The organism is Vibrio sp. QJM3NY_35 (genome assembly GCF_057785915.1).
This window is the reverse complement of sequence record NZ_CM173508.1, coordinates 118,358-145,166: the sequence shown is the minus strand read 5'-3', so window position 1 is coordinate 145,166 and position 26,809 is coordinate 118,358. Positions and strand designations below refer to the sequence as shown.

At 42.5% G+C, this 26,809-nt stretch carries 19 protein-coding genes and 4 pseudogenes; 12 read left to right on the top strand and 11 right to left on the bottom strand.

Annotation, left to right across the window (positions count from 1 at the left end):
- Nucleotides 1-161: 161 nt before the first annotated feature.
- A complete protein-coding gene (locus tag AC3CH3_RS16105; RefSeq protein WP_065677440.1) occupies nucleotides 162-1,928 on the top strand; it encodes a sodium:solute symporter family protein in 1,767 nt (588 codons plus the stop codon).
- A gap of 100 nt (nucleotides 1,929-2,028) precedes the next feature.
- Nucleotides 2,029-4,029 carry a hypothetical protein gene (locus tag AC3CH3_RS16100; RefSeq protein WP_488538660.1) on the top strand — a complete coding sequence of 667 codons (2,001 nt, stop codon included), beginning with the start codon at nucleotides 2,029-2,031 and terminating at the stop codon, nucleotides 4,027-4,029.
- Nucleotides 4,030-4,067: 38 nt separating this feature from the next.
- On the opposite strand, the gene AC3CH3_RS16095 is transcribed toward AC3CH3_RS16100, so the two are convergent.
- From AC3CH3_RS16095 to kdgR, 4 genes are all read right to left on the bottom strand, one after another.
- Complete coding sequence (locus tag AC3CH3_RS16095; RefSeq protein WP_167352292.1) at nucleotides 4,068-4,172, bottom strand: integrase core domain-containing protein; 105 nt, start codon at nucleotides 4,170-4,172, stop codon at nucleotides 4,068-4,070.
- Between the two features lie 499 nt (nucleotides 4,173-4,671).
- The gene (locus tag AC3CH3_RS16090; protein ID WP_065677438.1) at nucleotides 4,672-5,397 is read right to left on the bottom strand and encodes an exonuclease domain-containing protein; all 726 of its coding nucleotides are present in this window, start codon (nucleotides 5,395-5,397) and stop codon (nucleotides 4,672-4,674) included.
- Between the two features lies 1 nt (nucleotide 5,398).
- Nucleotides 5,399-7,267, bottom strand: coding sequence for a DUF294 nucleotidyltransferase-like domain-containing protein (locus AC3CH3_RS16085; RefSeq protein WP_065677437.1), 1,869 nt, complete (start codon nucleotides 7,265-7,267; stop codon nucleotides 5,399-5,401).
- Between the two features lie 88 nt (nucleotides 7,268-7,355).
- Nucleotides 7,356-8,138 carry a DNA-binding transcriptional regulator KdgR gene (gene kdgR / locus AC3CH3_RS16080; protein WP_065677436.1) on the bottom strand — a complete coding sequence of 261 codons (783 nt, stop codon included), beginning with the start codon at nucleotides 8,136-8,138 and terminating at the stop codon, nucleotides 7,356-7,358.
- Between the two features lie 259 nt (nucleotides 8,139-8,397).
- On the opposite strand from kdgR, the gene kduD reads away from it, so the two are divergent.
- From kduD to AC3CH3_RS16060, 4 genes and pseudogenes are all read left to right on the top strand, one after another.
- Nucleotides 8,398-9,159 carry a 2-dehydro-3-deoxy-D-gluconate 5-dehydrogenase KduD gene (gene kduD, locus AC3CH3_RS16075; protein ID WP_065677435.1) on the top strand — a complete coding sequence of 254 codons (762 nt, stop codon included), beginning with the start codon at nucleotides 8,398-8,400 and terminating at the stop codon, nucleotides 9,157-9,159.
- An 18-nt stretch (nucleotides 9,160-9,177) separates the two neighbouring features.
- Nucleotides 9,178-9,689 (top strand): annotated as a pseudogene (locus tag AC3CH3_RS16070) (YgjV family protein).
- Nucleotides 9,690-9,702: 13 nt separating this feature from the next.
- Nucleotides 9,703-10,023 carry a cupin domain-containing protein gene (locus tag AC3CH3_RS16065; RefSeq protein ID WP_261839798.1) on the top strand — a complete coding sequence of 107 codons (321 nt, stop codon included), beginning with the start codon at nucleotides 9,703-9,705 and terminating at the stop codon, nucleotides 10,021-10,023.
- A 39-nt stretch (nucleotides 10,024-10,062) separates the two neighbouring features.
- Nucleotides 10,063-10,698 carry an RpiB/LacA/LacB family sugar-phosphate isomerase gene (locus AC3CH3_RS16060; RefSeq protein ID WP_250617735.1) on the top strand — a complete coding sequence of 212 codons (636 nt, stop codon included), beginning with the start codon at nucleotides 10,063-10,065 and terminating at the stop codon, nucleotides 10,696-10,698.
- 613 nt (nucleotides 10,699-11,311) lie between these two features.
- Here the strand turns inward: AC3CH3_RS16060 and AC3CH3_RS16055 are convergent.
- Nucleotides 11,312-11,935 carry a bifunctional 4-hydroxy-2-oxoglutarate aldolase/2-dehydro-3-deoxy-phosphogluconate aldolase gene (locus tag AC3CH3_RS16055; RefSeq protein WP_065677431.1) on the bottom strand — a complete coding sequence of 208 codons (624 nt, stop codon included), beginning with the start codon at nucleotides 11,933-11,935 and terminating at the stop codon, nucleotides 11,312-11,314.
- Between the two features lie 13 nt (nucleotides 11,936-11,948).
- On the bottom strand, nucleotides 11,949-12,878 hold the full coding sequence (gene kdgK / locus AC3CH3_RS16050; RefSeq protein WP_065677430.1) for a 2-dehydro-3-deoxygluconokinase: 930 nt from the start codon (nucleotides 12,876-12,878) through the stop codon (nucleotides 11,949-11,951).
- A 526-nt stretch (nucleotides 12,879-13,404) separates the two neighbouring features.
- Here kdgK and AC3CH3_RS16045 point away from each other — a divergent pair.
- On the top strand, nucleotides 13,405-13,932 hold the full coding sequence (locus tag AC3CH3_RS16045; protein WP_240508203.1) for a sodium:solute symporter family transporter: 528 nt from the start codon (nucleotides 13,405-13,407) through the stop codon (nucleotides 13,930-13,932).
- Between the two features lie 590 nt (nucleotides 13,933-14,522).
- Nucleotides 14,523-15,689, top strand: coding sequence for a glycoside hydrolase family 88 protein (locus tag AC3CH3_RS16040; RefSeq protein ID WP_065677427.1), 1,167 nt, complete (start codon nucleotides 14,523-14,525; stop codon nucleotides 15,687-15,689).
- Between the two features lie 443 nt (nucleotides 15,690-16,132).
- Here AC3CH3_RS16040 and AC3CH3_RS16035 read toward each other — a convergent pair.
- The 3 genes and pseudogenes from AC3CH3_RS16035 to AC3CH3_RS16025 all read right to left on the bottom strand — a co-directional run.
- Nucleotides 16,133-16,772: pseudogene (locus tag AC3CH3_RS16035) on the bottom strand (IS5 family transposase); the annotation flags it as partial.
- Nucleotides 16,773-16,948: 176 nt separating this feature from the next.
- A complete protein-coding gene (locus tag AC3CH3_RS16030; protein ID WP_488539096.1) occupies nucleotides 16,949-18,622 on the bottom strand; it encodes a methyl-accepting chemotaxis protein in 1,674 nt (557 codons plus the stop codon).
- 187 nt (nucleotides 18,623-18,809) lie between these two features.
- Complete coding sequence (locus tag AC3CH3_RS16025) at nucleotides 18,810-19,688, bottom strand: hypothetical protein (protein ID WP_488538659.1); 879 nt, start codon at nucleotides 19,686-19,688, stop codon at nucleotides 18,810-18,812.
- Nucleotides 19,689-20,380: 692 nt separating this feature from the next.
- Here AC3CH3_RS16025 and AC3CH3_RS16020 point away from each other — a divergent pair.
- The gene (locus AC3CH3_RS16020) at nucleotides 20,381-22,279 is read left to right on the top strand and encodes a hypothetical protein (protein ID WP_488538658.1); all 1,899 of its coding nucleotides are present in this window, start codon (nucleotides 20,381-20,383) and stop codon (nucleotides 22,277-22,279) included.
- 257 nt (nucleotides 22,280-22,536) lie between these two features.
- Here the strand turns inward: AC3CH3_RS16020 and AC3CH3_RS16015 are convergent, their stop codons facing one another.
- Nucleotides 22,537-22,668: an IS66 family transposase gene (locus AC3CH3_RS16015; RefSeq protein WP_370736628.1), complete on the bottom strand. Its 132-nt coding sequence runs from the start codon at nucleotides 22,666-22,668 to the stop codon at nucleotides 22,537-22,539.
- An 860-nt stretch (nucleotides 22,669-23,528) separates the two neighbouring features.
- Between AC3CH3_RS16015 and AC3CH3_RS16010 the strand changes: the two genes are divergently transcribed.
- The 3 genes and pseudogenes from AC3CH3_RS16010 to AC3CH3_RS16000 all read left to right on the top strand — a co-directional run.
- Nucleotides 23,529-24,644 carry a hypothetical protein gene (locus AC3CH3_RS16010; RefSeq protein WP_488538657.1) on the top strand — a complete coding sequence of 372 codons (1,116 nt, stop codon included), beginning with the start codon at nucleotides 23,529-23,531 and terminating at the stop codon, nucleotides 24,642-24,644.
- Nucleotides 24,645-24,867: 223 nt separating this feature from the next.
- A pseudogene (locus AC3CH3_RS16005) lies at nucleotides 24,868-25,262 on the top strand (IS3 family transposase); the annotation flags it as partial.
- 2 nt (nucleotides 25,263-25,264) lie between these two features.
- A pseudogene (locus tag AC3CH3_RS16000) lies at nucleotides 25,265-25,384 on the top strand (IS3 family transposase); the annotation flags it as partial.
- Nucleotides 25,385-25,522: 138 nt separating this feature from the next.
- On the opposite strand, the gene AC3CH3_RS15995 reads toward AC3CH3_RS16000, so the two are convergent.
- Nucleotides 25,523-26,482 carry an AraC family transcriptional regulator gene (locus AC3CH3_RS15995; protein ID WP_065677420.1) on the bottom strand — a complete coding sequence of 320 codons (960 nt, stop codon included), beginning with the start codon at nucleotides 26,480-26,482 and terminating at the stop codon, nucleotides 25,523-25,525.
- Nucleotides 26,483-26,809: the final 327 nt, after the last annotated feature.

The following is a 26,809-nucleotide window of genomic DNA, read 5'->3' as shown; positions in this document are numbered from 1 at the left end:
TTCTTTGATCGTGGTAACACAAAATCATACAGTTAGAAATAATTGGTTACATAGCTCACATAATAACCTGGTTGGACTTTATAAAAACGTTATTTACTTAATAATGAAACGTAGTTTTAAAAATTAGTCTAAAAATAAGTAAAATGTAAAAGGAGTTCAGAATGAATGTCGATATGCTCGTCGTGGGCGTTTACTTTATCTTTATGATAGCGATAGGCGTCATCTTTAAACGTTTCGCAGGTAGTTCTACCAGTGACTACTTTCGCGGGGGCGGTAAAATGCTCTGGTGGATGGTAGGCTCAACTGCCTTTATGACGCAATTTAGTGCTTGGACGTTCACCGGGGCAGCAGGTAAAGCCTTTACCGATGGTTTTCCCATTATGGTCGTATTTATGGCCAACGCATTTGGCTTTTTACTTTCTTGGTTATTCTTTTCATACCGTTTTCGCCAAATGCGAGTCGTAACACCGATTGAAGGCGTTCGTCGTCGTTTTGGTGCTACAAATGAGCAAGTATTTACTTGGGCGACCATGCCAACCAGCATCGTTTATACCGGTATTTGGCTAAATGGTTTGGCACTGTTTGTCAGTGCGGTATTTAAAGTAGATATTGAGACAACAATCGTAGTTACAGGTCTAATCGTCCTGTTTATTTCTGTTATCGGCGGCGCGTGGGGTGTTGTAGCATCCGACTTTGTTCAGATGGTGGTCATTATGGCCGTGACCGTGGTATGTGCTGTTGCCGCTCTAATTAAGATAGGTGGTCCTACGAACCTAATTGAACAGTTCCCTGCGGATTCGATCATGGGTTCAAATATGAACTATCCGCTGTTGTTCGTGGCATGGTTCATCTTCATGTTCGTGAAGCAGCTTCAAAACATCAACAACATGCAGGACTCTTATCGATTCTTAACAGCTAAAGATTCGACCAATGCTCGTAAAGCTGCGCTACTTGCGTTTGTTCTTATGCTGATTGGTCCTGCTATTTGGTTCTTGCCTCCTTGGGTGTCGGCAGTGATCTACCCAGATGCAGCCACAGTGCACGCAGCACAGCTAGGTAAAAAAGCAGCGGATGCGGTTTACTTGGTATTCGTTGAGAATGCGATGCCTGTTGGTATGGTTGGCCTACTTATGTCTGCGGTATTTGCCGCGACCATGTCTTCAATGGACTCTGGCCTTAACCGTAACTCCGGTATCTTTGTTCGTAACTTCTATGCACCAATCATTGATAAAAAGGCTGACGACAAGAAACTAATGCGTGTAAGCCAAGTGGTTACTGTGGTGTTTGGTGCTCTGATTATCGCAGTTGCCCTATTCATTAACTCTCTTCGTGGATTGAGCTTGTTCGATGCGATGATGTACGTCAGTACGCTACTGCAGATGCCAATATTGGTCCCATTATTCTTCGGTATCTTCATCAAGAAGACGCCAGATTGGGCGGCATGGGCAACATTGGCTGTCGGTATTATTGTCTCTTACCTTGTTAGTTTCGTGATTACTGCCGATGTTGTAGCAAACTGGCTGAACTTAGACACGCCATTTACGGGCCGTGAAGCGAAAGACCTAAAAGTCTTACTCGGTATCATGGGTCACTTGTTCATCACGGGTGGTTTCTTCTGCCTAACCACTAAGTTCTACAAAGAGCCAGTTGGTGAACGTGAATCTGAACTGACTGAGTTCTGGAGCGATGTTGCTACTCCTGTAGTAGAAGAAGCAGGTCAAGATGAGTTGGATCGTCAACAACGCAACATGCTAGGCAAATTGATTCTTGTATTTGGTGTTCTAGTGACGCTAATGGTACTCATCCCGAATCCATTCTGGGGACGAATGGCCTTTGTCTTCTGTGGAGCGGTCATTGTGACGGTTGGTAGTTTGCTTCTGAAAAGTGCAAAACAAGCCGATAAGCTTACGACTAGTAGCGCCACATAATTCTAATGCCCCCATGAGGAGCTACGCAGTTCACAGTAGCTCCTTTTTTTAACCAGTAACTAAAAGAAGTACATAATAAACGCGGAAGGGAGATCTAAACGTGAAAATGAACGTGAACACACTCGCCATACTTATTCCTCTAACCCTATATAGCGCATCTGGCATTTCAGCTCCAGGTTATAAACAAGGCGCAACGTTACCTACGACATTTCAAAATACTATCTACGCAGTTGATCACGGTGTTATCGTCGACGATGGCATCGATGATTCTGCTGCATTGCAAGCTATTATTGACAATGAGGTTACCGCTTCTACGAGTAAAAATACGGTGATAATACTGCCACAGGGCACTATTAACCTGAGTGATGAAATCCATATTGACAAGTCAGGGTTAGTTATCAAAGGGGCGGGAAGCGATCCAGCCACGGGTACTCAAATAGTCGTTAAGTCTTGGTCACCTTATGGTGTGGATGCCAGTAATGCTCCTGATTTTGATAAGAAATACTGGCCTGGTTTTGGCGTATTTCGTGTCGAAACTCGAGAGAAGCATGTCAAGGAACCCGCTTACGAGGGGAGCGTCAACTTCCACTGGAAACACAGCATTGAGTTTGCACAACCTGCAAAAATGGGTGACAACACCATTGTAATAGAATCAGGAAAAGCCGGTGAGTTTAGCCAGGGCGATCTTATTTATGTCGGTGCCGCCAACGACAAAGCGTTTTTGGATAAAGGGCAAGTGCCAGAATCGAGAAGAAGTGGTAGTCACATAAAAACCGGTCACATGCGCACACAGATTTTTAAAGTGACAGCGGTAAACAGTGGCAACAATTCGGTCACCCTTGATGGCGCTCTAGAGTTTGATATCCCGCTAAACAATGAGAGTGGTTACAACAGCCGTGTCATGCCAGTCAGTGCGGTAGAAAACTTTGGTCTGCAAGACTTCTTTCTAACCATGGACACGAAAGGCAGCCATTGTGAGGGCTACAATCGCAACCAGTTTTCGGCGAGCAACCCTAATGGCGTCTTGTATCGATATGAGAACGTATGTGCACAAGATGCGATTCACGGCATCATTCTCAAGTGGGCGTATAACGGCTGGGTTGATAATGTCCGTATCGACATGATCGGTTCACATCCTATTGTCAGTGAGTTCGCCAAAGCAGTCACCATCTCCAACAACACGATCGACGGCTCGTGGAATAAGGGGGCTGGCGGAAATGGCTATGTTCGTGGCTCTAAGTTATACAACAGCTGGATCCACAATAACGATATTCGTAACATTCGACACCTCGCTCTCCAATGGTCAGCGACTGGAAATATCGTCGAGCACAATACACTGAATGTTGATATGAACTTCCACGGTGGCTGGGAGCGAAATAATTTGGTTCGCTTAAATCATATCGCCGTGCCGTACGAGCATCGCAGTTGGTCTAATGGGGCGCCAGAATCGGGGTCAACGTGGCAACCGATTTGGGTTGGCTCCGGCGACCACGCCAGTAAGTGGTCAGGACCGACAGGGCCTAATAATGTCCTAACCAACAATACACTGGAGAAAGCAAAGAGTTCGGGTGAGAGTATTACTCGATGGGGGCTATTCGATGAACCTGATGTCGAGTACGCGCTCAATTGGGATGGCAGCCAGTACAAACATCTCAATATTAATGAAGAGCCAATAGCGACTTGGAATCAAGCGTTGGCAGAGGGCGTTCATCAGCAGATACCAACTTCTGGTGTCACTGTGGCTGGAGGTTCTTGGCCTCCGGAGGGGGTCGATCCAGAGGAGCCTGTTGATCCAGTCGATCCACCTGTATCTGAAGGGTGTGATGTCATCACCCAATATAGTTGGGGGCAGAAAATGGAGTTGGACTTATCCCAAGCAAGCTGTGTAGCGATTGATAGAGATCTCGCAGGAAAGACAGTGCAATTGTGGGACAGTGATGCAAATAATAGTTGTGATTTCAGGGGGACGTTATCCAGCATTGATGGTAGCGGCTCAGTTAACGTGACATCAAACTATGTGAGCAGTAATAGCCTAACAGGTAAGCTGGTTAAAGTGATACCAAATAATAATTGTCAGTATGTTAAATTTAGGTCGTACTAAGTTACATACTTGCCCCGTCCTGATATGGGTTGACACTTCTAACCATACGCTCGATGTAATTCATCGGGCGTTTGGTATTCTAAGGACGTATGTGGCCTCATTTGATTATAGATCTTGATATGATTTTTAAACTGATGCTTCAATTGATATTTTATGTAATTTCATTAAGGAAGTTTTATGATTGTTCGCAAAATTTATGATTGCTATTTCTCTTGCTTGTCCTAGGGGTGTAATGGCGGATGATATAGACTTCATTTTATTGGTTGAAACCATAAAGTATGAGGTTACATCATTTCTTCCGTTTGCAAAGAAGCAAGCATCGGATGTAATCTCGTAAAGTCGCACTTCAGGAGAGGCTTAGAAGCGAGTCATCATTGCACTTATCAATTATCGTTTAGGCAATGCCTACATTTGGGCTAATGACCACAATGTCGTCGTTTCATTAACCAAGCGGATTGCCGATGGACACTTATCTCAGTCTGTACCGCAAGGAAGCATTTTAGAATCCGTTAGTCAGATGCAAGCGTCAATCAAGCCATTTTCATTGAGTTCAATGAAAACGGCTATCGGACGATCTGCAATCCAATAGCCATGGTTTTGAAAAACAAGAGCTAGTGGCAGGTTAAGCATGAGTTGTCACGTTTAATAGGGTGGTTTGCACATCACTTCACTGAGCGGGCGATGACAGAGTCTTAGTCTCTTTACTTGAGCTAATAATAGCTCCGCACAACCTAATGCATCACTGGCTGCGGAGTGGGCCTGATAATCGGGCAAATTATAGTGTTGGCGCAGATCATCGAGTTGGAAGCTAGCATGGCCACTATTTTTTCCTAAATAGCTAAATCGCTTCTCAAGCATCAAGGTGTCTATCATGTAACAAGGCAGCTTTTCCAATTGATAGCGCCTTTTGAGATACGACGATAAAAAGCCATACTCAATGCCCGCACTGTGGGCAATGATAGTTTTGCCTGCACAATGTTCGATTAATAGATCGAGTGCTGGCTCGGGCTCCACCCCCTGTTTTTGAACTTGAATGGGCATAATTTCATGAATGATAGCGCTCTCTGGTCGCACAATAACGTCGTAGCGCAGAATCACTTCGCTAACACTGGTTAAATCAATCTCTTCATAGTTTAACTCAACCGTTCCAATAGAGAGGATCCTATCAGTGTCAGGATTTAATCCTGTCGTTTCAAAATCGAGTGCGACAAATTGTTGTTCAGACAACGGGCGCTCTGCATTAGGGAGCGGGTGGGCAAAGTAATGCTCGAGGGCATGAGAAGACCAGCGTTTAGCCTGCATGGATTGGTGCAAAGCTTCAATATTGTCGCCTTTAGAGAATAGCTTTTGTAGGGCTTTGGCCAGCATGTTAGAACCCGCCTACAAATTTGAGTTTAGCGACATCCTGCAGTTCGCTGATTATCTTGAACGCTTCTTTGAGGTGCTTGCGTTCAAAACTGCTGAATTCGTCAGGGCGGATGTGGTTATCCGGAGTATCACCACGAAGCTGTGCGTTGAGCTGGTGCCTAAAACGAACTTGAGTTAGAAAACGGTACGCGCCGATAATGTTGTCGCAACTGTTTTGAGACAAGGTGCCTTGCTCAACTGCATATCGAAATCGCTCTTCAGTCCCTGTTAGCGACCCTCCAGCGGCAAGGCTGTATATTCGAGCAAGATCGATGATGAGATTCAACGCAAATTTTTTGATGTTGAGTGATTTAGTGTTATCACCACTTTTTTCTAGTACCAGGCTATTGAAAATACCAAGTGGCGGTGATGTTTCGATGGCATCGCGTGTTAGTGCCGGGATAAAGCGAGGGTTTGCATGAATGGTCTGGTGTAGGTGGTTTTGAAGCGTATCAACAAGTTCCGCGTTCCCGTACACGCAGCGTATTTCCATGAAGACACTGATGTTGAGCAGTTTATTGTATTCTGGACTAGCTACCCATTTTGTATAGTATTCTTTCCAGCGACCTACACTCTGATTCCATTTTGCTGTGGCTGCCATGTACTTGCCATCACAAAGGGGATAGCCCACTGCGGCTAATCCATTACACACTCGCATTGCAAAGTAAGTGAAGTAGAATCGATCATCCTTGGTTGCATCTTCTGCGAGTACGAGAGCATTGTCTTGATCAGAGAGCATGTGTACTTCGTTTCTTGCATGCGACCCAGCAACCATCCAAGCGTATTCACAAGGTGGTGGACCGAGCACTTCTTCAGTTAGTTGGATTATTCGTCTATTGAACGCATCCATGATCATCGACATCACCTGACCATGAATTTCGGCGCTCACGCCACTTTCGACCAAGGCTTGGAAAATAGTTTCTTTTTCATCTCGTAAACTCGCAAGCGCATTGATCGAGTTGGCGTACTTGATTTTTTCAATGAGGAAGAGCGATTGAGTACGATGGTTATGAACTAGATGTGTAGTCGTTAATAAGCCTTTTACTTCGTTATTGGCGATTACAGGCAGGCATCGAATATTATACTGCAACATGAGTGAAATCGCTTGAATCACTTTGTCTTCGCTATTGATCAAAATGGGGTTACGTGTCATGACTTCATAAATAGGTCGCTGGGTATCTATGCCCTGAGCGACAACATGTTGGGTCATATCACGGTCGGTGACCAAGCCGACAATTTCATGTTCTTTTAGTACCACGGCGCATGAGCTGCGACGCTTACCACACATGGCCTTGGCGACATCCATGATCGAGTCGTCGTAACTTGATACTGTGATATTTTCGCTGGCGACTTCTCCAACCGTACGAAAGAACAAGCTTTTCTCTTCTTTGTTGACGATAGAACGTATGGCGGAGTTCAAACGGGTTTTTGCCGTAGCGGCAAAGTAGTCTTTAAGCTCGGGATGTTGCTTGCACGTCTCTTGAATGTTTGCATGTGGTATAAGATAAAGTAGCGAGTCTTCAATAGCTTCCGCTCGGTAGCCATCTTCTGCTTCATTAAGGGGCTCAAGGAAAGTAAACCCAAACTGATCCTCTTCACCGAGACGGGCTCGGAGTTTATTGATTTGGGTACGCTGCTCTATTGCGCCTTTTCGAATCACATAGAGGTACCGTTTCTCGCACATCGAGTGAAACTCAATACTTTCTCCCTTGGCTAGGTATTTGACTGTGACTGAGCCTGCTAGTGATTCAACCACCTGTTTTGGTAGAAGGTCGAAAGGGTCAAGGTGAATCAAAAAGTCGAAAATGTTATTTGAAGCTGAAGTACCCATGTAAATCCCTTAAATGAAATGGTGTTTCAATAAAGTGCTTGGCGGCAAAAAAAGCAGCACGAGTGCTGCTTTTTTAACTGTATTAATGTCAGACAGGGTAATTGTGATAGCCCAAGTGCTCAGAAACATTGCGGCCAGCCGAGTGGAGCTGGGCAATGTACTCTTGTTTGCGGTTTTCTTCGAATCGGATAGTAGGAAACGAAACAGAGATAGCCGCAATAGGGTCACCAAATCGGTCGTAAACCGGTACTGCAATGCAACGCAATCCTGGCTCTTGTTCTTCGTTGTCTTCACCAAAATGCTGCTCACGAACAAGGTTCAATTCTTCAAGCAGTTGGTCTGCGTTTTCATGCGTATGCTGCGTGTGTTTTTTAAACTTAACATCAGCCAAGAGAGCTCGTACTTCTTGCTCATCCATATGAGACATCAACACCTTACCAATAGCTGTGCTGTAGAGCGGGTTGCGGCGACCGATGCGTGAGTGCATACGTAGATGATAACTGGAGTCTATCTTGTGTAGGTAGATGATGGAGTCTTCGTCAATGGAGCCCAAGTGGACAGTTTCATTGATTATCTTGGAGATTTTCGCCATCTCAGTATTAGCAAGATTAATGAGGTCGACATGCTCTAAAGCTTTTGAACCTAACTCAAATAATTTTAATGTCAGTGAGTATTTATCGGCTTCCCCTTCCTGCTCAACAAACCCGAGTGTCTTCATGGTTTGTAAAAAGCGATAGGTTGTCGCCTTTGACATCATCAAGCGTTGAGATAGCTCGGATACACCAATCTCTTTTTGGTTAGCCAGTGCTGAGAGGATGTTAAATACTTTTAATACTGACGATACAGCTTCCGGTTGAGTTGATTTTTCCATTTCACGCTCTGAGTCATTTTCGATAGTACCTGATTATACCTGACATGTTCGAGCGAGTCAGTAGTTTCGAAAAGCCATTTCATTAATTTAAAACCAATAATTGAGATGTCAATCACATTAGTTGTAGTTAACTTTAAAAATTAAAACGCAATTTCAAAAATAACTTTAGATCGTATCATTTTTTGTGTAATGTAAGTTTCAACAGAGTGAACACCGGCCTTTTTTTGTTCACCACACATTCACTACAAAGGTACAGATTATGATTCTTGATTCGTTTAGCCTTGAAGGCAAGGTAGCAGTGGTAACTGGTTGTGATACCGGTCTTGGGCAAGGAATGGCTATCGGGCTTGCTAAAGCAGGTTGTGACATTGTTGGCGTGAACATTGTTGAACCGTCAGAGACGATTGCGATGATCGAAGAGACAGGTCGCAAGTTTGTTGATATTCGCGCTAACTTAATGAAGTTAGATGATATTCCAAGCATCGTCGATCGTGCAGTTACGGAGTTAGGTCGAATTGATATCTTGGTAAACAATGCAGGCATCATCCGTCGTAACGACGCCATTGACTTCTCTGAGCAAGATTGGGATGACGTGATGAATATCAACATAAAGTCGGTGTTCTTTATGTCACAAGCGGTAGCGAAACAGTTTATCGCGCAAGGCCAAGGTGGCAAAATCATTAACGTCGCGTCAATGTTGTCATTCCAAGGTGGTATTCGAGTACCATCTTACACCGCTTCAAAGAGTGGAGTGATGGGTGTGACTCGACTAATGGCTAACGAATGGGCAAAAGAAGGCATTAATGTTAATGCTATTGCGCCGGGCTACATGGCAACAAATAACACAGTAGCACTGCGCGCTGATGAGCAGCGTAATGCTGAAATTTTAGAGCGTATTCCAGCTGACCGTTGGGGCACTCCGGAAGATCTAGCGGGGCCATGTGTATTCTTGGCATCGAAAGCATCTGACTATATCAATGGTTACACTATTGCCGTTGACGGTGGTTGGTTGTCTCGCTAACAGGCTTAAGAGAAGGTGATGGATCTATTTTCTGTCGGACAGGTATTAGGTTTTTTGAGTTTTGGTTTAGGAATTTCTACCTTTTACCAAAAAGACGACAGGCAGCTCAAAATTTTAATGTTTGTCTTTAATATCAATCATCTTTTCCACTATTTACTACTAGGTTCAACCGTATCTGCCGCGGCAGCCGGACTGTCGGCAGCAAGAACGTTGGTATCGATACATACACGGTCCAAGCTTGTAGCAGTATTGTTCATTGTTGTTGCAGGTGGTTTTGGGTTGCTGATGGTATAGGGCAGCTTTGGTCAATTTTTGGCACGATGATCGGGACGTTCTCAATGTTTGTTCTCAGCGGCGTGGCAATGCGTATTGGCTTTTTGCTTGGTGCGACATGTTGGCTAATCAACAATATATTGGTTGGTTCAATAGGTGGTACCTTACTTGAAGCGACACTTATAGTGACGAACCTAGTAACCATTTATCGATTACGCAAATCAAGTGATTTGGTGTCTAGCGAATCACAAACATAATAGGTTTTTACACATGTTCGTATTCAATAAAAATGTGCAGTTAGAAGACTTAGGTGATGGTGTCAGCCGAAAGGTGCTTGCACACAACGACAACATGATGTCGGTTGAAGTCCATTTTGAAAAAGGTGCGGTTGGTGCTATGCATTCGCACCCACATGAGCAGCTTACTTATGTGCTGTCTGGCGCTTTTGAATTCACGATTGGCGAGGAAATGCACATCGTTAAGGCCGGTGACACCATGTATAAGCAGCCAGATATTGAACACGGTTGTGTGTGTGTTGAGGCAGGTACGCTAATCGATACGTTCACACCAATGCGCAAAGATTTTGTTTAAGATTAAACTAATGACGAGCCTTCTCGTCGGGGAACTACTATGAAAATTGCACTAATGATGGAAAACAGCCAAGCACCAAAAAATGCGATGGTTGCTTCTGAACTAAACCTTGTGGCAGGTAATTTAGGCCACGACGTATTCAATGTCGGTATGACAGATGAAAACGACCACCACCTAACTTACATTCACCTAGGTATCATGGCGAGCATCCTACTGAACTCAAAAGCAGTAGACTTTATCGTAACTGGCTGTGGCACAGGCCAAGGTGCGTTGGTGGCAAGCAACCTTCACCCAGGTGTGGTATGTGGTTACTGCTTAGAACCATCAGATGCATTCCTTTTCAACCAAATTAACAATGGTAATGCTATTTCATTGGCGTTTGCGAAAGGCTTTGGTTGGGCTGGAGAGCTGAATGTTCGTTATATCTTCGAAAAAGCATTTACTGGTGCTCGTGGCGAAGGCTACCCTGTAGAACGAGTTGTACCTCAGCAGCAAAACGCAGCAATTCTTAATGATGTTAAGGCTGCTGTTTGCAAGGACGTTGTAGCATCACTAAAAGCGATTGATCAAGATCTAGTCAAGCAAGCTGTTGGTGGCGCTCAGTTCCAAGAATGTTTCTTTGCTAATTGCCAGGTCACTGAAATTGCTGAATACGTTCGCACTTTGATTGATTAATTTGATCTGACTTAAAGTGGCCTCAGAACTCCTTGAAATTTTATATCTGAGGCTGCTTCAAATCAAACGTAGCACCACTTATTGGCTATTTTATTATTTGTTTTGATGTCCATATCGGGATTTGGCCAGCCAGTGTTATCATTGGTTTTTTTATTTTTGATAGTCAACAGACTTATGGTCGTTGTCTCATAGTTTCACTAGCTTTCCTTTCTCATTCTCATTCTCAAAAGCAAAGATTCACATTGAACGGAAAAGTCTATTCTTAAGGTGGCATCTGAAGTCTATTATTCCAAGCAAACTATGCCGTTGTATCATTGGCATTTGCGAACAAACGGTTAGTGTGTAGGCTTATTTTCATTGAGCTCCCTGTTAGATGCATGGACTTGCTTTGGACGCTTAATGTCTTGACTGTCATCTGCTGCGTAACTGTGTAACTGCGTCGGCGGTTGAGGTAAGTAAATTTGAGCTGGGTGCGGTTTCGTTAAAAATAGCGGTTAGAGCGGATGTTTTTTTCCTTATTATCCCATCATGATTGATTTTTCAAAAAGAAATTAGCCCCATGGCCAAAGCTCGTGGGGCATAGTTTCCATAAGCGGGGGGGGGGGGGGGCGAATTAGTTAACGTGCGCAACCGCACCTTTAACCAACTGACCTAGTTCATCCCAGCGACCCTCGTCGATAAGGTTGGCTGGAACCATCCAAGTGCCGCCGCATGCTAATACAGACTTGATGGATAGATAATTATCGACATTCTTTAGGCTTACACCACCTGTTGGCATAAATTTCACTGGGTATACGGCTGTTAGTGCTTTTAGCATACCCACACCGCCAGATGGCTCTGCTGGGAAGAACTTCAACGTACGCAGACCCATTTCCATTGCTTGCTCAACAAGGCTTGGGTTGTTTACTCCAGGCACGATTGGTACGTTTTTATCGATGCAGTATTGAACCGTGCGTGGGTTGAAGCCTGGGCTTACGATAAAATCAACGCCAGCTTCAATCGCTTGGTCCACCTGTTCGTTGGTAAGAACGGTACCCGCGCCAATCAGCATTTCTGGATACGCTTGACGCATTGCAGCGATTGCGTCTGCTGCGCATTCGGTACGGAACGTGATTTCTGCGCAAGGCATGCCGTTGTCTACTAATGCTTTACCTAGAGGAATAGCATCCTCCACTTTGTTAATGGCAATGACGGGAATCACTTTAAGGCTTGCTAGCTGTTCATTTAGAGTTGTCATTTGTTTTGTCCTACTAATCAAGAGTTGGCGTTGCTGTATTAGGAATGATTGCACCGCGGTACTGAATCACAGTTCCGGCGACTTTGTGTCCTATTTCCGCTGATCTAAATGCATCACCACCTGTTAGGCGCTTGGCAAGATAACCGGCGCTAAATGAGTCCCCCGCAGCTGTGGTATCAATAACGGAGTTAACTGGCTTAGGCGCGACATACTCTGCGCGACCTTCGCTAAGTACTAGGCACTCTTTTGCGCCACGCTTGATGGCAATTTCAGAGACGCCTGCTTGCTGAGTGCGTTCAATGCACTCATCTAGACATGTGTCACCGAATAAGTATTGATCATCTTCGAAGGTGAGCAATGCGGTATCCGTGAAACCGAGCATCGCAAGGTACGTGCGCTGAGCGGTATCTCGGTTCGCCCATAATTTTGGTCGATAGTTGTTGTCAAAGAAGACGCTGCCGCCTTTGGCCTTGAACTTCTCTAAGAAGCTAAACAGGGTGTCACGTCCAGTGTCAGTTAAAATAGCCAAGGTGATGCCGCTTAGGTAAACCGCATCGTAATCCATCAATGAATCGACAAGGGATTGGCTCTCTGGCTGATCGAACACGAATTTAGCCGCTGCATCGCCGCGCCAGTAAAAGAAGGTGCGTTCGCCAGTTTCATCGGTCTCGATGTGATAAAGGCCGGGCATTTTGTCGTCTAGACGCAGTACCTGATCGGTATCAATGCCCTCTTCAGACCACGCTTTTAGCATTTCAGCAGAGAAAGGGTCATTACCTAATGCGGTAATGTAGCTCACTGAAATGTTGTAATTTTTCGTCAAACGAGAAAGATACAGCGCGGTGTTTAATGTATCACCACCGAAACTTTGCTTTAGTAGTTCTTCTTTGCGTTGTAGCTCCACCATGCATTCGCCGATGATCGCTATTTTGTATTGGCTCATAGTCAAATATCCAGCTTGAGAGTGACCCGTTTTATCAGTATTTACTGAGTTAAAAACGTTTGGTAAGTATCTGATTTTAAATTTCTAACTGATTGTTTCTTTGTATGTTTATTGTGTTGATAAACGTTAGAGCGTAGATGTTGACTAAAGGATGTCGTGTTTAGCATGGTTTTACCATCATCCGCGCCTTCAAGAAGTAATTAGAGGTTGCATTTTATTTGAAACAGCGTTCCAGGTAATTGTAATCTATCAGCGTAACTTGAAGGCGAGGTAGTAATATTTCTACTTTTAACCATTAACTGTGATTTGAGTCGAGTTTCATTGTTGCGGTCATTGAGTTCCGTATGGACGGCGAAACCAATAGGACTAATCGCAGTGAATGAATAATCTGTGATGTATAAGGAGTGATATAGAGCTCATTGATACTGTTATTATTGTAGGTTACTTTGCTTTCTTATTGTTCGCCGCTTTAGTGTTCAAGCTTTTTGCCACAGATAGTTCGAGCTTTATCCGCGGTGGTGGAGCAATGATGTGGTGGATGGCGGGCGCTACTGCTTTCATGACACAGTTTTCCGCGTGGACCTTTACGGGGGCTGCAGCCAAGGCCTATGAGGATGGGCTGACAGTATTGTTCATTTTTTGGGGTAATGCCTTTGGCTTTTTCGTCGCGGCTGGCTATTTTGCTCCCCGTTATCGCAAGATGCGCGTTGAGACGGCTATGGAAGCTATCAAGGTTCGGTTCGGACGAGCATCTGAGCAAGTTTATACCTGGCTCTCTTTTCCTTTGACTATTATGTTTGCGGCGATCTGGTTAAACGGTTTAGCGCTTTTCGCAGCCGCGGTTTTTAACATTGATCTTGTAGTGACGATTGTTGGCGTTGGTCTAATCGTGAATTTTATTGTCACGAGTGGCGGCTCGTGGACTGTGTCTGCGACTAGTGTCATTCAACTCATTTGTTGGTTGCGATTAGGGGCATTTGCGTTGCTCGAAGTTGGTGGGCCAGTGACACCAATAGATGTTACCCAACCTATAGTTATATGGGTGCTAATTTGAGTTATTGGCAAGTGTTTTGGCTTTGGGTTGTGATGATGCTACTTAAGCAAACTATCAACGCGAATAACGCGCTTTCTTGCTATCGATTTTTGGTGACAACGAACGAAAGATGAGCAAAAAAGCAGCCTTGTGCGCTGGTATCCTATTTATTTTTGGTCCTGTCATGTGGATTGTCCCTCCGTGGGTGACTGCGTCGATGGAATGGATCTTATGGCGTTATTTTGTTGGCAGGGACTCATCTCTGTCGGTATGGGAATGTAAAGGCTACCTCGCCGGCCCCCACAACAGATTAATTACGCTTTTCAGCCTGTGTGAATTGTTGGCTTTATTTTTGTCGAATCTTGGTCGTTAAGCTCCCGAACTATTGTTCTCACTGGTTGTACTATTCGTCTGGCACTACGACCCTAAAAGGGAGGTGTGCCCATCACATTAAAGCCTACTTCATTTGGTGTTCACTAAACTGGGTGCCGACCGTCGCAAAAATCATCCCTGATTACACCAAAAACAGACATGTTTTTTCCAAGGTGATTACCCTATATTTGAGCTATGAACTAAACGTAATTATCACCGAAAGAAGTAGAGGGATAAAAATGGATTCAGATAAAACGTGGGCAAATAACGCTTGGAAAAGTGTGTTTGAGAAAGTTAAATTTACTAGTGAAGACATTTCAGTACAGTTTCCTTCCATGACGTCTGAAGGTAGGTATGAAGATACCCACGCTCCTTGGGCTTGGGTTGTCGGTTTTTGGCCTGGTTTGTTGTGGCTGCTTTATGAGAAAGAGCACTACCAGCCATTCAAAGGCATCGCCATAGCACGCGAGAACACGATGGATGGCCCGCTTGATGAATATGTTAATATCCACCATGATGTTGGCTTTATGTGGCAACTTACTTCAATCAAGCAGTATGAACTATTTGGCAACGAGCGTTCTAAAAATCGTGCACTTAGAGCAGCGAGTCACCTAGCGAGTCGATTTAACATCAATGGACGTTTCTTAACCGCTTGGAATAAAAATGATGTAAGTGCCGCAGACCCGAAAGGTTTGAGTATTATTGACAGTATGATGAACTTACCTCTTCTCTACTGGGCTGCTGACCAACTAGATGCACCGCGATTCAAACTGATTGCCATGGCGCACGCAGATACTGTGCTTAAAGAGTTTATTCGACCAGATGGTTCGGTAAGGCATATGGTTGAGTTTGACTATATTACTGGTGATGTGAAAAGCTACTACGGTGGTCAAGGCTACAATGAGAATTCTGCGTGGAGTAGAGGCGCATCGTGGGCGGTTCATGGCTGTGCATTAAGTTATAAATACACTAGAGAGCCAAGATACCTAGAAGCAGCCATGAGAACCGCTGACTTCTTTATTGACCAGTTACCTGAAGACGCAGTCCCACATTGGGACTTTAGAGCTCCAAGAGATGAGAATACGCCAAGAGATACTTCTGCAGCGGCGTGTGCTGCGAGTGGTATGTTACTCATCTCTGAGCTTGTTGAAGATGAAACAAAGAAAGCACATTACTTTGAAGCCGCCAATAGGATCCTAAAGAGTCTTTATGACAACTACTGTACAGCAGGCGAGGATAATCAGCAGGGAATCTTAACTGGAGGGGCGTTCAACTGTCCTAAAGGATTGGGTGTTAATTGCTCTCTCATCTATGGTGACTACTACTTTGTAGAAGCTCTATCCAAACTGGTGGCAAAACTCTCGGTTGAGAAAGAAGAAACTATCGCCCAAGAAGCGGCGGTATGATAGTCAGTAATAGATAGTAAATTCTACGTTACGAGCTATGAATAAGAACGCCTGATCTGGAATGTCGGGCGTTTTTTTATGCGCCGAGCATAGCACCAACCTAGGAGGTCAAAGCCCTCTACGTGCCTTATCGAGCAGGACACGTTAGCTTATGCAAGGGTGTCTATCGTGAGGTGGAATCTGAAGGAAGTAAATGGCAAAACATAGCTTGACGAACAGATATCTGATAGTAGGTATAGTCAGCTTGGGTAACCTAGCTACAGATAGAATAGCCCGAAGTCGCGAATAGAAGTGCGACTATGTAAATCAGGCTGAGCTATGAGAAAGGGGATATCTTACCTCGGGAGTTCTTAACAATTGTCCCTTAGACTAGGCTAGTAGTGATGTTAGACAAAGATTGATAAGAAATCAGCAGAGTGAATAGTAATTTTTAAGCTAAGTTACCCTCCTAGCAACTGTTTAATTCGACACATCGCTGCTTCTGAAAGTGAACGTTTGTGGTATCCATACCGCACTTTTCAATACTTATTTGAACCATATAATTTTTGGCAGCCCACGGCGAGATTTCGATGGCTCCCATAATCTTATTAGCAGTTTGACATACTCTAGTGTAATAAGAACCATCACCAGCCACCGCAAGGATACTTCGGCGTATTTGTTTTCGTAAGTTCGGGAGTACCTATCGATTTGTAATCGTTGGTAAAACTAGTTCGGCAACAATGAACTCATGAGTAATTGTATCTACTGGGATATGAAGCTTTCGCCAAACTCTACGCTTGCCATCCGTGCTGTTTTTTGCCTTTCCATTCGCCTTTGCCATAAACCTTAAGGCCAGTAGTATCAATGGCTATGTGCCGTATCGCTCCTTTCGTTTTAGTCTTCAATGAAACCTCAACTTGTTTGGCTCTACGACTGATACAGGTGTAATGCGAACACCTTAATGGTACATGGGCTAACCTAAATACTGAGTCGATAAATCCTTGCAGCGCTCTCAGTAGCATAGAAAAACCCTTTCACCATGAGTGCCGTCGTGATAGCTAAATCATTGAACTGACGTGGCCACCTGCGCTTATTCTGTTTGTTTTACACTGACTCTCACAATCTAAAAGATCAGAGAGCCATGAGAGGTAGTGGGTGTGGCTGGTTAGGTCGCAGGTTCTGGATTTATTCCACTGAATTACGCAACAAAGCCCTAGCTATTAAATGATGATCCTAGTCAGCACCATTAACGTCATTTTATGTTTGAGTCGAATCGCCAATTACACCGTAAATTGCGACATCTCTTTATTGAGAGCGACTACATTTTGCTTCAACTCTTCACTAATCCTAGCGACCGAATTCACCTCAGATTCAGTATTATTCGTAAGCTCAAATAAGCCATGTAGATTAGAATTTAACTCTTCCGTAACCGAGGTCTGCTCATTGGCAGCCGTCGAAATCGTAGCATTTACCTCATTCAACAAAATGATTGCTTGATTAACCCGAACCAGGGAATGGTTAGATTCTTCCGTGACTGTTTTAGCATGAACACTCGATGCTCTACTCACTGTCATAGATTCCACAACATTATTCGCGCTAATCTGCAGTTTGTCGATCATCACACGAATCTCTTCGGTGCTAGCCTGGGTCCTGCTGGCAAGTGTTCTTACTTCATCCGCTACAACTGCGAACCCTCGGCCTTGATCACCTGCTCGGGCAGCTTCAATGGCGGCATTAAGAGCCAGCAGGTTCGTTTGTTCAGCTATTTGTTGAATCACCTCAAGTACTGAGCCGATTGCTTCAGTCTCTTGTCGTAACTCATTCATTGCATTGGAGGACAGATGAATATCTTCATTGAGCCTGCTCAGTTCTTGCACAGCATCGCATAGCGAAGCAGATGTTTTTGTTGCTTCCTCTGTTGCCTTATTAGCAGCACTAGCGGCTTGAACCCCATTGTTGGCAATTTCTTGTGCACTCATGATCATTTCATGAATGACATGCGTTAACAATTCTGTCTTAACCTTTTGCTTTTGTACTAGTTCTAAACTGGATTGGGATGAGTTATCTAGTGCAGTAGACGCGCCTTTAATCACCTGCGCTTCTGTTGAGACAGTCTTGACAATCAGGCGGATTTTTTCTGAAAAGTCATTAAATGACTTAGCACATCGACCCACCTCATCATCAACTTCAACAACCAATTTATGGGTTAAATCTCCCTGACCATGAGCAATGTCTTGCAATGCTTCGTTCATATTATCAAATGGCTTTAAGGCCTTCATGATTGAGAACGCACACGCGGCTAATGAAAGAATAAAAATCCCTAAAGCAATAAGACCTGTTTGATTCATAATTCGAGTGATGGTTGATTCGAATGAGTTAACTTTCTCTTGCGCAGCAAGCTCAATATCATCAATAAAATATCCTGTACCGATTAACCAGTCATAACCGGGTACATTTTGCGTGTAGGCAAGCTTGGGATAGTATGCAGAATTTGAGCTTTTTTGCGCGTCATACTGTACAAATCCGCCACCAGATCGAGCTTGGAGAACCATTTTTTCAAGCGGGTGCAGTTCAGTTGGGGAATCACGAGTGAAATTTAGCTTCTTTGGTTCAGTTCTATTTATTCGACCATTTGCAATCGACCATTGATCATAAGAGTTAAGAAAGAAGAAAGAATTATCATCAAATTTAAAACGGTTCGCCATGTCGATAATCATCATATCGCGCTCTTTTGACGCAGGTAGTTTTAATATATCCTGCATGGATGATAGAGCTAACGTTACTAGGTGTTTTAATTCACTTTGCTTGTGTTCCAATAGAACGACGCGCTCGCGCTCTATTTGCTCTTTTTTAAAATAATTCAATTCATTGATTGTGGTTGTAAATAAGGCCAATGACACGAGCAATAAAGGTACGATACAAATGAACAATAGTTTGTTCTTAAGAAGTGACATTTGTTTCAACAGCTTAATCCCCACGTACAGTTTAAAATAATTAATCAGGTAATGTATTGACAAACAGTTCAATTAATTGACAAACGATGAACCATAACTATCATGAGTTATACCGAAAAATTATCACGGTATGACTTCTATTGTTTCGTGTACTTATTATTGAAATGATTTATCTCTCTCAATAAAGCTACTTCATACTTGCCCCAGTAACCAAAACTAAAATATCATCAAGAACTTTAGTGGAACCAACATAGATTCCCCATCTGAATCCAATTTCTTCGGTTCTTTTAAATTGTCCAGTACCCACTAACTCACCATCGATATACATTTCGTAATCCAAGCCATTGTCACGAACTTTCATATTAAATGGCTGACCTAAGACATTGTCACGAATTTTAGTGTGCTTGGCGCCGCGTGGATAGAACCACAGGCTTCCGTCACCATGCACTCTCAACATGACCGACCAATGATCTACGTTATTACCTTTAGCTTGGAACAAAGAACAGTAATGCTTTTTAACAGGCTCTGCTGAGCACCCCGCAGCGTTCAATACATTGAAACGTGCAGAAAATTCATGCCAAACACTAGGTTCTGGTAACCAGCGGTCTTGAGGACTAAATGCCTCTACCCGAGCTGCTAGCTTACGCTGATTACTAACATTCTCTTCGTCTTTAAACAGGCGAAAAATTTGTGTGTTACCGTCCTCTTGATACCAACGGCTCCACAGATGAAACTTATCTTGCGTAATCGAAGGGTGGCCTACGGTATGTATACGATACTTATTGCTTTCGCTATTAATTGGTCGATTACCATAAGGTCCGGTCTCCACTTTCTCGTGATCAATTTTAATACGAGAACCTTCAAAACCTGCTGAAGTATGTGTCTGTAGTGGTTTTAAAGCATCTGTACTTAAGATTTGTGACCAAGTAGGATCTGTTCCTTCTTGAACGTAAAAATTATGAATATCAGTTCCTTGATTATTGCTATCGGAAACTTTGTCACCACTAAAAGCCGATGCAGATATAGTTAATCCTAGCATTGAAAAAAATATAATGTTTTTGTACATTGTTGTTTGCCCTAAAATAGATGTAAAAATAACTGTTATAAATTTATAATAGCAACACATCAATTAGTATAAGATAAAGATAAAGATAAAGATAAAGATAAAGATAAAGATAAAGATAAAGATAAAGATAAACCCTATCACTATTGATTAAATTAAGAAATTTAATCGTAAAAACACACCTTTAATTTTCAAAATTTCTTTAGTTTTAAAATTAGTAACATACAGCATAAGATCAAAAAAATAACACCTATCTTTGGGTTCTATAACGTCAAAATTTGCGATTGACAAGCCCCAGTTCAACGGCGAAGTGTGACACTCGCCAATGTCAAGCGACTAATGCCATTTATTGAAAGAAAATCTTTGGTTGGTGAAAAATAAAAACCTTGCGGTCAGTAATTTATCAGCGATAAGGCGTATTCAATATTGCTGTCTATTTAGAGGTGTTAGGTCGGTTCCTTTCCTTTCTTCACATATAGCTTATTCATTAATTAATAAGGGTATTATGTCGGATTAAAGCTTGATAGTAGAAGAAGCAAATTTTGACATGGAAGTTGTCAATTATTTACATTGTAACCTCAGTAATATATAAGCAAAATTAAATAAATCGCACAAAAATACTTAGAAATACCAAATTAGGTGTAAAGAGAGATACTTACAATTAAAATTAATTCCAACATTAGGTGAAACATTATATGAGTAAGAATAGGGTTTTACTATCTATACTTTGTGGCTCCATGCTAATTGCTGGTTGCAACAGTGAAGAACAGTCTAATAGTGGACCTATAGATCCACCTGTAGGCAATGACAAGCTTACTGGTGTACTGTGGGAGCTGGCCCCCCGTGGCGCAAGTTCTCTATCCAAAACATCAGCGGACTTACCCAATATCTATCTGTTTTCTGACGAGAGTTTGAAATACTATTATGATGACGTAGAACCCGGAAACTATCAAATAGAGTACTCTGATTATATCCATGATGAAGATAATCAAGCCATTTCATTTAAATACTACGGCGACGATTCTACTTCAGAAATATCAGGTACGTATTCAGTTGAGGATAATGTACTTACCATCGTTGATGGAAGTTATGGCGACATAATCGGCGACGATCTCTCTGATGATGAAGCTGTAAATGATGCAGTATACAAGGCCGACAATGCAACTGAAAACAAAGTGGGTAAAATTGAAGATCTTTTGACCACCAGCGCCGGTGAGCTTCGCTTTGCTGTTCCATCAGATAAAGTCAGCTCAGGTAAATTCACATTCGATGCCACTGTACGTCTCAACATCGATGATGAGGTTGGTGACAATCAAAGCGATTACGCATACGTGGGTCTTTTTAACGGTAGTTTCACATCTGGGAAAAATTTCGGCGATATCGTAATGGATAATGATCCAGCTGAAGGAGGCGAAGGCAGAATTCGTTACCGTGAAGGAAATCCTGGATTCTCTGACGAGGTGGGTAAGTTTGAATTTGGCATTCCTATGTTCATTGAAATAAACTGGGACGAGAACTACTTTACATTTAAGATAACACAAAACGAAGAAATTATTGCTGACGAATCCGTAAACTACGCTGTAATCGCTGGTCCAATCGACCGTTTTTCTTTGCGTGTAGGCTCGGTAAATAAAACCAGTCGCTACGAGTTTTTAGTGGATAACCTCGAGGTGTACTCAAATGATTTGCAAAAAGTGGTCTTTTCCGATGACTTTGAGAGCTATAGCAGTGGGCAGGATTTAACTGGAGGCAATGTTGGTGGCTACCACTCTAGTACCATTCAATCATCTGTAACCACAGTGCAAGGAGAACTACCCGTGGATATTAGTCAGTTCTATAGCCAAGACGGGACTGATATGACCTGGCAAGAGGTATTAGACACAGGTAATCTATCACCACTTGGCACGCCAACTTCAAAAGGTGTCGAAGGTTCGACTATCACTATAAACCAAGAGGCGGTAGAAACTGGTCCCTATGGTAATCGACCAATCAACAGCGAGGCTAATAACTACCGCATACATACGGTTGGTAACACATCAATTAGCCCAAATAAATTTGATGCATGGAGTCGCTGGTATCAAGAGGACAGTAATACTCAGATTTTCCGCCTGTTTAAAGACGAAGAAAGTGTTAGTGGTTCACGTGGGCTAGCAGCTCGCATAGAGGTTTTTAGCCCTGATGAACGCTGGGCACCAGGTGAATGGCATGAATTTTCTGCACGATTTAACGTACTAAAAGCAAAAGGTTGTTCAGCACAACCTGTAAAAGACCATTACTGTTCATTGTTTCAAGCAAAAGGCAACAACGTTGACCATTGGTCAGTTATGTTGAGAGTGCATGGCGATGGAAGCTTGTGGTTCTATCCACGTATCGGTGACAAGATCAAGATTACTGATAATACTATTGGTAAACCATTTGATATGCGAGTTCGTGATAATGGCTTAGACTATGAAATGTACATTGATGAAGAACTTGTTGGTAGTGGTCAATTTGAGCGTACCGAAGAAGTTGGTTTCCGATGGGGTATTTATGTCGGTGAAACAGAGGTTGTTTACGATATATTGGTTTTGGTTACCGGTGCGAGTATGGAATAGAGCATCACACGGCGAGAAATCACCAATCTTAAGTTAGGTTAGAAAACAACAGCAGGCTTCTAAAAGCTTATACTTTTTGGCCTGCTATTCTAGTGTTGTTTGTATTCTCCTTTAGGGCTGAAGTCCGTGTAATTTGGCTGTATCAATCAAGCTATAACTAATCGCACGCGCTTGAGCACCGGTTCAAAGAGTCAAGTTCTTCGCTCTACTGCGAATAGACGGATTACATTTTCTACCATGATGTTACTAATGCGTAGCTAACCACTATCGCAGTAAATTACCAGTTTTGACCACTGATTCAACATATAATTGATAGCTTTGCCCGTTAAGCTTTCTGATGGCAATTGGGTAATGCTCTTATCTAAGAATTCCTTCAAATTATCAAACAAGGGAGTGTTTGTGCCGATACTCCACTACTTGCTCTTGCATATACTTACCAGTTTCTTTTAATTCAGTCAGCTTAAGTTCAATGCGGTAAAGTGTATTGATGTAACCGAGTGCTATATCGGTTTTGCTGACTTTAGCTTTTTCCTTTTGGCTGCGCATCGATCTGATTGAGATTGAAGTTCCGCTTCTTTAGTTGCTGCCCTGTGGACGCTCTCGTCGGAGCGCTTTGGCCATTTAATTTTTTGCGCTGCTTATTGATAAATCCATCGAGGTACCTTCTGAATGGGCTGTGACCAAGTTCCATTTCGATGAGTGCACTCAACCCATTATATGACTCTAAAAACCTATGGGATCTTGGTAAAGCTAAACTGTTGGTAGGTTCTAAGCAAGCCTTAACGTTGTTGCGCTAGGTTACAGAAAATAATTGATATAATGACGAAGGTTTGTTTTTTTAAAGTATGATAATGGCCTCATAATTCCGATTACTTATAATAAATAAGTTGCAATTACTTGGCAATAATCCGCTTAAACTATTATCGTGTAAAATTTATAATAATACTACTTAAACACTAATACTGTAGAGGTGGCGGTTTTGTTCATGAGTTATCTTTTTACTGTCTTGTACAACTAACCGCAAAATTTGACCTAGTAAAATTCAATTATTTACGTTGAGTGATTATCTAATAATAGGTGATCGTATATTAAACTTTTGCATTAAAACCATTTATACCCCGTAATTAGTTTTCCGAAGAGATTCGATGGTAGGTTTTTATCGTTTTATTTATATCGCTTGTTGTCCTAATGAAATAAGAGGTCAAACAAGATTGAATCTTTGTCCAACCCAAATTAATGAGATTATACTATGAAAAAACTGCAATTTACGATTCCTTTGGTATGTGTGTCGTTACTCCTTAGTGGGTGTTCTGACGACGATCAAACACCTAGCAACCCTGGCGATGGTGATGCTACTCAATTGACAGGAGTATATTGGGAACTCGACCATGAAGGAGTGAAAGTGGCAGCAGCTTCTGATACAGATCTTCCAAACGTTTACTACTTCTCTGAAAGTCGCTTGAAGTACTACAATGATGACAAGGTCAGCGGGACTTATGAGATTGAATTCTCTGATTTCGATTATGATGAAGAGACTAAATCTATCACCTTCAACTATTACGATACTGATGTTAAAGAAGTTCAAGGAATTTACAGTTTTGATGATGGCAAGCTCATTATTGACGGTGGAAATGATGGTTTTTACAACGGTGTCGATCAGTCAGACAATAAATTAGTTGAAGATGCAGCGAAAGATGCTGATGACCGTTACGGTGAATCTAAGGTCGCGCGCATTCAAAACATTACTGAGGAACTGAGTGGCACCCTCAACATGGCGCTCAGTGAACCAGCTGCTGAAGGCTCGTTCGACGCCGATATTACTTATCGTTTAAATGAAGATAGCGCTGAGGATGGTGATTCTAAGGCCTACGTCGCGGTTTATACGAATGGTTTTACATCGGCAAACAGCTACGGTGAGTTATTGTTTGAAGCTATTGATGGCGAGCGGGCGCAAATTAAATACCGTAAGCTTTCAAATGCTTTCTCTGATCCGATTTGTGAGTTCACCATGGGAGAAACGCTTCCTATCAAGACTACTTGGGGTAATGATCAGTTCTCATTTACCATCGAGAATGCTGAAGTGATTAGCGATAGCGCTGACATAGAAGGTAATACTTGTACAGCAACCGTTGACTATGCTGTTAGCAATGAACCGGTGAAGTTTCTGAACGTTCGAATTGCGGCTAAAAAGACAGTATCTTCTCACGAAGTGCTTGTAGATAACGTAAAATCGGTGACAGGTGAAACGGTTTTGTTTGATAACGACTTTGAAAGCTTTGAGGATGGTTACGAGCTTGGTGGAGGCCATGGCTTTCGCGGAGAGAGTGCTCAAGCTACTGTCATTACGGTAGCGGGCCAGCAATAATCAGGGTGTTCTATATGTATCTACCTTAAATACGTTAACAGTATCTCATCAAGCCAACAGCGTTAGCTGTTGGCTTTTTTGTGCGCTTCATTTGACGTTTTCATGCTGGGGCTGGGGCTGGGGCTGAGGTTAGGCTTAGATGTGGCCTCATATTGCTTTAGTGACCCGTACCAGCAGTTTTGGACACTGAGTTAAGTGAGTACAATCACTAAAGTGGTGAACCATGACAAGCAAGAAAAGACGTGTTATCCATTTTCTGGATTTAAAGCAGAAACCCTGAAGCTAGCAGAGAAAGTAGGGGTTGCTTCAGAGCGAGACACTCGGCTTACACGAATCTCAGATCTACTGCTGCGTGGGGCGGTCAAGAAAGACACTAGCACTAGTAAGCGGGAAAAATATCTAGCCGCTGAAGTCCTAGCTCAACAGACAATTGACTGAGCAACCTAAAGTGCTAGATATAGTAAAGGCCGTAATCTACTTCGCGAAAAATCTAAAGTAGATTGCTACGAATTTATGCTCTAAGACCTACTGCGCTTCAGTGTTGTCCGTATGGGTAAACTGTTCGGGGTTTCTCGAAGTGGGCATTACTGGATTAAGTACCGTCACAAGGCTACTCAGTACAAGAAGATATGCGCCAAGCGATCTTCGAATACACAGAGGTTTGTTATAATTGGACTAGAAGGCACTGTGCTCTTGGGTATCTAAACCCAGTTAACTTTGGACAACAATATATCGCTTAGTTAAGCCCGATTTCTGGCTGGAACAGATCACATTTACTATTAAGTTGAATTCAGCAACTTAAGCCTAATCAGATCGTAACTTCCTGGTTTTGTTCCAAGGAATTACGCAACCAAATAAAAATAAATGTCACTGATATATTAATGAGTGTTTCGATATTCTCTTGGAGATACACCAAACTTAGCCTTAAACTTTTTATAGAAGTCACTGGTGTTTGAAAAACCGACCTCTATTGCTAGATCATTAATGCTAATGTTTTTTATTTTAATAATGTCGCAAAATTTATTAAACCTGATCTCTCTTAATAAATTATTGAATGTTACACCACTTTCTTTTTTTATAAGCTTAGAAAGATTGTAATTCTTCATTTTTAACTGGTCAGAAATTTCGTTTAAGTTAGCACATCTGAGGTTTTTCTCCATATAGGTGATGACCTTGCAAAGAACACCTTGATCATAAGTCACTTTTTCAATTCGCTGGGGTTTTTCAAGCGTCAGATCAAGTACAAGGATACCGAGTAGGAACTTAACACGTGGCTCGGTTAGAGGCTCGTCACCGTCTAACTCTGAAAGCATCTCATTGAGCAACGTCTCAAGCCTATTATTACCTTTGGTTGAAAAAATTAGCGCTGAGGTCGAGGACTTTTTAAACACGACATCAGTAAAAAAGTTAGATAAGCTACAGTTTTCACTTATAAATTCAAAGATATAGCTAAAGAACTTTTTATGGATAATAAAATTAATTAAGATATCTTTATCTCCAGTAGGATATATCTCATGCGTGACTCCTGGGCCTAAGAACAATAAATCCCCTGTTTGTAACTCTACCTCTTCATTTTCTACAACTTGTAGCGAACGCCCGCTCAGTACATAACAGATCTCTACGTAATCGTGGCTATGTTCAGGGTAATGGATAAAACGAGTATGTTTTCTTATGGATATCATCTTCCCTTTTGGACAAACTTTATCAAAAGATATGATGTTTCGGTATCTATCCGTAAAAATGCTATTATCGATGCCTGAAACTTCATTGATTATCGCTTGTTCTTCAATAGTGGTAGACCTCATCTTTTCCATGAAATCGTACAGTCCTCTTTCCATAATAAACCCCGCTTAGTCCCTAGTTTACTCGTGTGACACTGCGCAAATATTGCCTTTCTAACGACCAACTTTTGCGATGCGCCGTACTGATATTTAAATATACACAAAAAAATAACAAATAATTGAACCCGCGTTTTAAGTGTGAATTCAGTCAACAATGGCACGGTTCGAGGTGTGTTTTTTTTGGTATCGATCACGATGGGGTGATTATCCTTGCCATCGACAAGATCATCTTGTATTCATTCGTTATCCGTACGCTATGGTTTAAGCAACCATATCACGGAGGAGTCGACAACATAGCGCTATACGCGTTGCCAAGACAAGTTG

Excerpts from the sequence above, each read along its gene's own strand:
- AC3CH3_RS16105 (WP_065677440.1), top strand. The coding sequence starts at position 162 with ATGAATGTCGATATGCTCGTCGTGGGCGTTTACTTTATCTTTATGATA.
- AC3CH3_RS16090 (WP_065677438.1), bottom strand. The coding sequence starts at position 5,397 with ATGCTGGCCAAAGCCCTACAAAAGCTATTCTCTAAAGGCGACAATATT.
- AC3CH3_RS16085 (WP_065677437.1), bottom strand. The coding sequence starts at position 7,267 with ATGGGTACTTCAGCTTCAAATAACATTTTCGACTTTTTGATTCACCTT.
- kdgR (WP_065677436.1), bottom strand. The coding sequence starts at position 8,138 with ATGGAAAAATCAACTCAACCGGAAGCTGTATCGTCAGTATTAAAAGTA.
- kduD (WP_065677435.1), top strand. The coding sequence starts at position 8,398 with ATGATTCTTGATTCGTTTAGCCTTGAAGGCAAGGTAGCAGTGGTAACT.
- AC3CH3_RS16065 (WP_261839798.1), top strand. The coding sequence starts at position 9,703 with ATGTTCGTATTCAATAAAAATGTGCAGTTAGAAGACTTAGGTGATGGT.
- AC3CH3_RS16060 (WP_250617735.1), top strand. The coding sequence starts at position 10,063 with ATGAAAATTGCACTAATGATGGAAAACAGCCAAGCACCAAAAAATGCG.
- AC3CH3_RS16055 (WP_065677431.1), bottom strand. The coding sequence starts at position 11,935 with ATGACAACTCTAAATGAACAGCTAGCAAGCCTTAAAGTGATTCCCGTC.
- kdgK (WP_065677430.1), bottom strand. The coding sequence starts at position 12,878 with ATGAGCCAATACAAAATAGCGATCATCGGCGAATGCATGGTGGAGCTA.
- AC3CH3_RS16045 (WP_240508203.1), top strand. The coding sequence starts at position 13,405 with ATGATGTGGTGGATGGCGGGCGCTACTGCTTTCATGACACAGTTTTCC.
- AC3CH3_RS16040 (WP_065677427.1), top strand. The coding sequence starts at position 14,523 with ATGGATTCAGATAAAACGTGGGCAAATAACGCTTGGAAAAGTGTGTTT.
- AC3CH3_RS16030 (WP_488539096.1), bottom strand. The coding sequence starts at position 18,622 with ATGTCACTTCTTAAGAACAAACTATTGTTCATTTGTATCGTACCTTTA.
- AC3CH3_RS16025 (WP_488538659.1), bottom strand. The coding sequence starts at position 19,688 with ATGTACAAAAACATTATATTTTTTTCAATGCTAGGATTAACTATATCT.
- AC3CH3_RS16020 (WP_488538658.1), top strand. The coding sequence starts at position 20,381 with ATGAGTAAGAATAGGGTTTTACTATCTATACTTTGTGGCTCCATGCTA.
- AC3CH3_RS16010 (WP_488538657.1), top strand. The coding sequence starts at position 23,529 with ATGAAAAAACTGCAATTTACGATTCCTTTGGTATGTGTGTCGTTACTC.
- AC3CH3_RS15995 (WP_065677420.1), bottom strand. The coding sequence starts at position 26,482 with ATGGAAAGAGGACTGTACGATTTCATGGAAAAGATGAGGTCTACCACT.